The organism is Lachnoclostridium sp. An181, assembly GCF_002160325.1.
Lineage (GTDB): Bacteria > Bacillota > Clostridia > Lachnospirales > Lachnospiraceae > An181.
The window spans coordinates 1-7866 of sequence record NZ_NFKJ01000034.1; the positions used below are offsets into that span (position 1 = coordinate 1).

Below are 7866 nucleotides of genomic sequence, written 5' to 3' on the forward strand. Positions count from 1 at the left end.
TTTTATAGGAAATTTCGATTTTGGATAAGGGGAAAAAGAATCCCTGCCGATCGAACACATGTTAAATCAACAGGGGAATGGACATGACAATAGGACGATGGTTAGATTTAGAAGATATAAAAACCTTCTTCTCCAAACAAATCGTCAAAAGGGTCGTCTTCATTCAGAAAATAATCCATATCTAGAAGGTCATCCTCACTCATATGGCGAATGTCCGCGGATGTCATTCCTTGGGGTGGATTCACTATGTATTTTTTGCGCAGTTCCTCAATATCTGGTTTCATGGTAAACATCCTCCTTTGAGAGGATTATATCACAACAGTTTTATGCGGAGGAACGCTTTCCACGAGATTTGGACATTATTTTCTCGTACATTTCTTCGAGAGGTACGCGCTTGTGGTTGTAATAGAGTTCCAGGAACTCCATTTTATGATTACACTCGGAACAATACAGGGGGTCATATCCAAAGGAGAGAAAAATAGAAGTTCTCCATTGAGCGAAGCTGCGGTATATCCTGTGCTTCTCTTTTGAGATGACAAGGTGCAGTTTTGAATCAATCTTACGGTGCCTTGCATACAGACCACCATAGCGGATCATTTTAAAATGTTTTTCCGAGATGTGTCGGATGAGACGTTTTATGAAATCCATAACAGGCAAAGTTTCTTGCACATACTGTTCATCTTCGTGGCGGTTATAGTGGAAAGTAACGGTATCTCCGTCATACCGGTCAATCCTGGAAGTAGCAATTACTGGCCTGCCAAGATAGCGGCCGATGTATTTAGCCACTATTTTCGGATCGCAGAGATTCGGTTTGGCATAGACATAGAAGCCCTGTTTATGCTGGGTGTAACATTTCGCTTTTACTTTTTTGAAAGAAGGTCCGATTCTGTTTTCCAGTTCATTGAGAAGAGCAGTACGGAAAGCATTACGGAGATAGTTGTAGTTAAAGTGTTTTACATGACGCCAGAATCCATCATCACTGTAGCCGCCTTCGGAAAGGAGGCAGTGAATGTGGGGATTCCATTTGAGATCGCGGCCAAAAGTATGAAGGACCATGATATAGCCGGGAGTAAAATTTTTGGCATGGTTCAGATTGAAAAACATCCTTGATATTACACTGGAGACGGAATGGAAGAGGCAGTTCAGGAGAGAACGGTCCTGAAGAAAAAAGGCACGGAGATTCTCATCAATGGTAAAAACGCAATGGCGGTGTTGGACACTGACGAGTTTGAAAGACATACTGGTGGTGCGTTCCATAGCATATTTGTTGCCACATGAAGGGCAAAAACGGCTGTGACAGCGGAAAGGAACGAATTTGAAGTTCCCACAGTGCGGACAAGAGTACATGGCACCACCAAAAGAATGGTCACCACAGGTGATCATTTTATCAATATTTTCTATCTCAGTTTTTCTGGGGTGAAGAGTATATTTAATTTCTTCATAATGGTCTGCAAAGATTCTTTGTAAGATGTTCATAAATCTATTATGCAAGAAAAAGTAACAAAAGAAAACCCCCTATCCCCTCATGAATGAGGGGCAGGGGAGTTGAATAGGCGAAGCCTATTTTTTACACATTTTTTTTATCATTTTATCACAAAACTATCACAATTCTGTACTAAACTTATATCCAGAAAAGGAAAAGAAGGGAGTCCTGAATATGGATAATGAATATAATTACTATCAGTTTGATGAACAACCGGAGGAACCAGTACAGGAACCGGAGGACAACAAAAAGCAGCCAAAAAAAGGACACAAGAAGATCATGAAAAAAGCAGCAGTCCTTGTCGGATGCGCAGTGATTTTTGGAGCGGTCGGCGGAGCTGCATTTCAGGGGACAAATTACATGGTGGGAAAAATCCTTGGAACAAACAATAAACAGATTGCCACGGCCCAGACATCCGGCAGTGCAAAGACAACAAAGCTGAATCAAAGCACCAGCACAGTGGCATCCGATGTCTCTGAAGTTGTAAAAAATGCGATGCCGTCTGTTGTTTCTATTACGAATTTAAGTGTTCAGGAAGTCCAGGGATTCTTCGGCGGAGTGATGCCTCAGGAAAGTACCAGTACAGGTTCTGGGATCATTATCGGACAAAACGATACAGAGCTATTGATCGTGTCTAACAACCACGTAGTAGAAAATGCATCTACTTTGACGGTTACTTTTGTTGATAATAACAGTGTGCAGGCACAGATTAAAGGCACAGATGCAGAGAAAGACCTGGCTGTCATATCTGTAGCTCTGAAAGATATTCCGGAAGAAACAAGTAAGGAAATCGCAGTAGCTACGTTAGGGGATTCCTCAACTCTTCAGGTAGGAGAGCCTGTAATTGCCATTGGAAATGCTCTTGGATATGGTCAGTCCGTTACAACAGGGATTGTCAGTGCAACAGAGAGAGAGCTTGGCGGAGAAAACAGTGACGGAACAAAAAATAATTCTTCCGTCAAATATATTCAGACAGATGCAGCGATCAATCCGGGAAACAGCGGTGGAGCTTTGCTCAACGCAAACGGAGAAGTTATTGGGATTAATTCCGCAAAAGTATCCGGCGAGGCAGTGGAAGGCATGGGATATGCAATTCCGGTTTCCGATGTGAGTGATATTCTGACTAACCTGATGAACAAGACAACAAGGTCAAAGGTAGATGAAAGTGAAAGAGGGTACATTGGCATTTCCGGTTTGGATGTCAGCAATGAAAGCTCAAAGCTTTACAATATGCCGTCAGGAGTTTTCATCTCTGAAGTTACAGAAGGCGGAGCAGCAGATAAAGCAGGGATCACAAAGGGCAGTATTATCACAAAGTTTGATGGCACAAGCGTTACAAGTATGGATGTCCTGCAGGATCTGATGCAGTACTATAAAGCCGGCGAGACAGTGGAGATAGTGATCCAGATACCAGATAAGAGCGGTGAATATGTAGAAAAAACAGTTGAGATCACATTACAGGAACAGGCAAAATAAAAAACGGGTGAGAGCAGTGAAAACATGCTGTTCTCACCTGTTTTCTGTTTTATGAGATAATTATATCTCTTTACTGAAGTTTAAAAATGTCGAAAAAAATATCCGTCGAAAAAAGTCGAATAATGTCTAAGAAATAGATTTCTGACGAAATATGCGATATTATGAAAAACAGTGGTTTATCTCAATGTATGGGAAAGGAGATGTTATGGGAAGGATTGAGAGGTTGATTCATGAACTGGGTATTAACTCAACATATTATGGATATCGTTTCCTGCATTATGCCATCCTGCTTGCTGTCAGAGACAGTTCTTATCTGCTCTCCATCACTACAGGACTGTACCCTGCGATTGCAGAAAAGTACAATACATCTGTGTACAGTGTGGAGAGAAATATCAGAACAGTTGTGACAGCGTGTTGGGAATATGGAAATCGGGATCTTTTAAAACAGATATCCTCGTATCCTCTGAATCTTCGGCCGACGACAGGGGAATTTATTGATATTATTGTTACATATTGCCGGCAAAATGGAATTGAGGGATAGTGGGAACCCTTTTTTTGTGTCTTTCATACTATTAAAGTATAGGTATGATGAAAGGGGCAAAAAGATGCAGAATTATAGAAACAACATGAGAAATTATATGGCCTATGATACGCGTGGATATGCGAAAACCTCACGCTGTACTGAAGGCAGAAACATGGCCGGACAGTCTGAAAAACAGGTGCTTGCCATGGCCTATGTCCCGTGGCAGGAATGGCGGAATATATATGAGCCAGGAAAAGCTTTCTGCCGGGGAACGATTTTTGAGGAATTGGATAAACCGTTTTATGGTGTGGGAGGAGGCTGCCGATGATGAATAAGTCAAGACAGGAGATGCTTCAGTATATCAATGAGGTCAGTTTTGTGGTGGACGATACCAAACTATTTCTTGATACCCATCCGGATAACAATGAGGCGCTGGAACATTTTCGCAAATACAGCAGAATGAGAAATGATGCATTAAAAGAGTATGCAAGACTTTATGGTCCGCTCACTGTGGATTTAGTTTCAGAAAGTAATGAGAATACATGGACCTGGACCGAAGAGCCATGGCCTTGGATGGGAGGAGTGTGCTAGTATGTGGATTTATGAAAAAAGACTTCAGTACCCTGTGAAGATAACACAGACAAATCCGAAAATGGCGCAGGTGATCATCAGTCAGTTCGGCGGACCGGACGGGGAGCTGGCTGCCTCCATGCGCTATCTGTCCCAAAGATATACGATGCCGTATAAAGAAGTGGCTGGTGTGCTGACTGACATCGGAACAGAGGAGCTGGCCCATATGGAGATGATATGTGCGATCGTATATCAGCTCACAAAAAATTTATCTCCGGAGGAGATAAAAGAGTCTGGTTTTGATAAATATTATGTGGACCACACACTGGCGCTTTGGCCGCAGTCTGCAGGGGGGACGCCATGGACAGCAACCGTTTTTCAGTCAAAAGGTGATCCGATCACAGACCTTCATGAAGACATGGCTGCAGAACAAAAGGCGAGGACAACATACGACAATATTTTGAGACTGATCAAGGACCCGGAGATCTGTGATCCAATCCGTTTTTTGAGAGAGAGAGAAATTGTGCACTATCAAAGATTCGGGGAAAGTCTCCGTATTGTGCAGGAGCGCCTGGACAGCAAAAACTTCTACGCGTTCAATCCGGAATTTGATACAGGAACATGCAACTGCGGACGTAAATAAATATAATTCTGAACATCATAGAAATTTACGATTTGATGGGATAAATAATCATATAAGGAGTGTTTCACGGGGCCATTGCAAAAATAGATAAACAATTATCTATGGGGCAATGGTTCCCTTTTTTATCGCTGTTTGATGAAAAGCTGTTAAGAGTCTATGGACAGGAGTTTGGGTTAAAAATCACTCCATGACTTTGTTGCATTCTCGCTTTAAAATGATAAAATTCTCGGTTTACGGAAAATGATGAAAATGCTATCATTAAACTATAAATATAGACATTTATCGAAGGAGAGAAAAAGAAAATGACAGAGCATTATTATCAACCGGACATTGAATGTGCTTCCAGGGAGCAGATTAAAAAATGGCAGTCCGAAAGACTTGTAAAGCAGGTGCGGCATGTGTATGAGCATGTTCCGTATTACAGAAAGATGATGGAGGAAAAACAGGTGACTCCGGACGATATTCAGTCCGTAGAGGATTTACATAAACTTCCGTTCATTACTAAAGATGATTTAAGGGATGCATACCCGTATGGACTGCTCGCAAAACCACTGAAAGACTGTGTGAGGATCCAGTCCACAAGTGGCACGACTGGAAGAAGAGTTGTCGCATTTTACACACAGCATGACCTGGATTTGTGGGATGACTGCTGTGCGCGCGCGATTATGGCGGCAGGAGGCACGAATGAAGATGTTGTCCATGTATGCTATGGATACGGACTTTTCACAGGAGGACCAGGACTCAACGGAGGTTCCCACAAAGTCGGATCACTGACATTGCCGATGTCCTCAGGAAACACCGACAGGCAAATTCAGTTCATGTGCGATCTGGGCTCCACAATTTTGTGTTGTACACCTTCCTACGCAGCCTACCTTGGAGAGAGTATCAATGAGAGAGGGCTGAAAGATCAGATCAAATTGAAAGCCGGTATTTTCGGAGCAGAAGCATGGACAGAGGAGATGAGAAGGGACATTGAAAAATCTCTTGGAATCAAGGCGTATGATATCTATGGCCTGACAGAAATTTCAGGACCTGGAGTTGCCTTTGAATGCAGTGAGCAGACAGGTATGCACATCAATGAAGACCATTTCATAGCGGAAATCATTGATCCGAATACAGGGGAAGTGCTTCCGGAAGGGGAAAAAGGAGAGCTGGTATTTACCAGTATCACAAAGGAGGCGTTCCCGCTGTTAAGATACCGTACAAGAGATATCTGCGTGCTCAGCAGGGAGAAATGTTCCTGCGGAAGGACACATGTCAAGATGTCCAAACCAATGGGCAGAAGTGATGACATGCTGATCGTAAAAGGAGTCAATGTATTCCCGTCACAGATTGAGACAGTGCTGCTGAATAAAGGGTATGCCGCAAATTATCAGATCATTGTTGACCGTGTAAACAACAGCGATACGATTGAAGTCCAGGTTGAAATGACACCGGAAATGTTCTCAGACTCTCTGGGAAGAATGGAAGAAAGGGAAAAAGAGCTGGTTGGAGCACTTAAGGCAATGCTTGGAATTTATGCAAAAGTCAAACTGGTTGCCCCGAAATCCATTGAAAGAAGTGAAGGAAAAGCCAAAAGAGTTGTTGACAAACGGCATTTGTATTAATAATAAGGAGGGAAAAGCAATGACCGTAAAACAGATTTCTGTATTTGTGGAAAATACGCCTGGAAAGCTTGCAGAGTTTGCAAAGGTATTTTATGAAAATGGGATTAATATGAGGGCATTGTCTGTGGCGGATACAAAGGATTTCGGGATCCTTCGTGTGATCGTGGACGATGTGTACCGGGCAGCCTGCGTCTTGAAGGAGGCGGGGTACGTCTGCTCCATCACAAAAGTTCTGGCGGTTGCCATACCGGATGAACCGGGCGGACTTTACCATGTGCTGGATGCTCTTGGCAAAGCAAACATCAATCTGGAATACACTTATGCATTCAATGCGAGAAACAAGGGGAAGGCATATATGATTTTCCGTGTGGAGGACAATGAAAAGGCGATCGAAGCGTTGACAAAGTCAGGATTTCGCCCTGTCTGCCAGGATGAATTTTAACGTTCAAGATATTTCCGGAATTTAGAACAATTTTAGAGGTATAGTAATAGTGCTGTGGTTTGAAGTCCACGGCACTATTTTTTTGCGTGTAATTTGTAAAAAATGCTGAAAATTCTACGGGGGAGGGTAGTAATTGAAAAACAATATAATTAATTGTATAATACAGTCAGTCTTTAAAGGGACATTTTATCTCTTGGAAGAAAGGAAGATATTATGAAGAAGAGAAATTTAAAAGTGCTCAGCATGCTCTTGGTAGCAAGCATGGCAGTACCGCAGGCAGCGGGAACATTAGGCTACACATCTTTGAAAGTTCAGGCAGAGGACGGAGTTTCTAAAGAGACAAAGGCACTGCAGGACGGCATCAATGATGCGTGGACACAGGATGAGACTACTGTAAAAGGGCAGGACACAGTCAATGCAGTAGAAGACGGATGGCTGCATCTGAAAGCGTCCACCGGAAATGGAAACGGGACGACAGATGGTACAAGCAATCCTTTGCCGGCAATGTTTGTAAATCCGAATACCTTTGATTTTACAAAGGACGGATACTTTGAGGCGACCATGAAGAGCGGTACCACAGCTGCAAACACAAGATTTGGCATCTATCTTGGTTACAAAGACGCAGGAAACGGAATGTTTGTAGGATACGATACAATACAAACGGCTGGTTCTGGCAGAAATATCAGGGCGGCAGCGGGGACTGGTATCAAGGAGGCAGAGTGGCAGCACCTGCCCAGAACACAGAGACAACATTCCGCCTGGATTGGACAGCTGACAAAAAATTGACATTGACAGTTGACGGACAGAAGGCATTTGAAGAAGATTTTAGCAGCCTTACGGATCTTACGGACAAGATTGCCATCAAAGTGGGCGGATGGTCCGGAACACCGTCAGACGTCTATCTGAAGGATATCCACTACACAGGCCAGGCAGAAGTGGCAACCTACCAGGTTACAGGTAAAGTTGTGGACGAGAGCGGTGCTCCTGTGGAAGGTGCACAAGTAAAAGCCGGCGATCAGACAACAACAACAGCAGCAGACGGTACATACATGATGGCGCTTGCAGATGGCACCTATGATATCACTGTAAAAAAAGGCGGATATGTGATCGGAAACGGCCAGG

General features: G+C 43.3%; 10 protein-coding genes and 1 pseudogene. 9 read left to right on the forward strand and 2 right to left on the reverse strand.

The features are described from left to right. Nucleotides 1-107: 107 nt before the first annotated feature. Nucleotides 108-284, reverse strand: coding sequence for a hypothetical protein (locus tag B5F18_RS12635; RefSeq protein WP_204217118.1), 177 nt, complete (start codon nucleotides 282-284; stop codon nucleotides 108-110). Nucleotides 285-324: 40 nt separating this feature from the next. Continuing rightward, nucleotides 325-1476 (reverse strand): IS91 family transposase, encoded by a 1152-nt coding sequence (locus B5F18_RS12015; RefSeq protein WP_087157895.1) that lies wholly within the window; start codon nucleotides 1474-1476, stop codon nucleotides 325-327. A 181-nt stretch (nucleotides 1477-1657) separates the two neighbouring features. On the opposite strand from B5F18_RS12015, the gene B5F18_RS12020 reads away from it, so the two are divergent. From B5F18_RS12020 to B5F18_RS12850, 9 genes and pseudogenes are all read left to right on the forward strand, one after another. After that, nucleotides 1658-2959, forward strand: a complete 1302-nt coding sequence (locus B5F18_RS12020; protein ID WP_087157887.1) for a S1C family serine protease — start codon at nucleotides 1658-1660, stop codon at nucleotides 2957-2959. 205 nt (nucleotides 2960-3164) lie between these two features. Then, nucleotides 3165-3500: a sporulation initiation factor Spo0A C-terminal domain-containing protein gene (locus B5F18_RS12025; RefSeq protein WP_087157888.1), complete on the forward strand. Its 336-nt coding sequence runs from the start codon at nucleotides 3165-3167 to the stop codon at nucleotides 3498-3500. A 64-nt stretch (nucleotides 3501-3564) separates the two neighbouring features. After that, complete coding sequence (locus B5F18_RS12030; protein ID WP_087157889.1) at nucleotides 3565-3810, forward strand: spore coat associated protein CotJA; 246 nt, start codon at nucleotides 3565-3567, stop codon at nucleotides 3808-3810. Continuing rightward, nucleotides 3807-4073, forward strand: coding sequence for a spore coat protein CotJB (locus B5F18_RS12035; RefSeq protein ID WP_087157890.1), 267 nt, complete (start codon nucleotides 3807-3809; stop codon nucleotides 4071-4073). Before B5F18_RS12030 ends, B5F18_RS12035 begins: the two co-directional genes overlap by 4 nt. 1 nt (nucleotide 4074) lies before the next feature. Then, entirely contained in the window at nucleotides 4075-4695 is a 621-nt protein-coding gene (locus B5F18_RS12040; protein WP_087157891.1) for a manganese catalase family protein, read from the forward strand. A 302-nt stretch (nucleotides 4696-4997) separates the two neighbouring features. Continuing rightward, the gene (locus B5F18_RS12045; protein ID WP_087157892.1) at nucleotides 4998-6302 is read left to right on the forward strand and encodes a phenylacetate--CoA ligase family protein; all 1305 of its coding nucleotides are present in this window, start codon (nucleotides 4998-5000) and stop codon (nucleotides 6300-6302) included. Between the two features lie 19 nt (nucleotides 6303-6321). After that, nucleotides 6322-6744 (forward strand): ACT domain-containing protein, encoded by a 423-nt coding sequence (locus B5F18_RS12050; RefSeq protein WP_087157893.1) that lies wholly within the window; start codon nucleotides 6322-6324, stop codon nucleotides 6742-6744. A 504-nt stretch (nucleotides 6745-7248) separates the two neighbouring features. After that, a pseudogene (locus tag B5F18_RS12845) lies at nucleotides 7249-7335 on the forward strand (hypothetical protein); the annotation flags it as partial. A 53-nt stretch (nucleotides 7336-7388) separates the two neighbouring features. Further along, nucleotides 7389-7866, forward strand: a 478-nt coding sequence (locus tag B5F18_RS12850; protein ID WP_275532842.1) for a carboxypeptidase regulatory-like domain-containing protein, incomplete at its 3' end; no start/stop codon positions are given.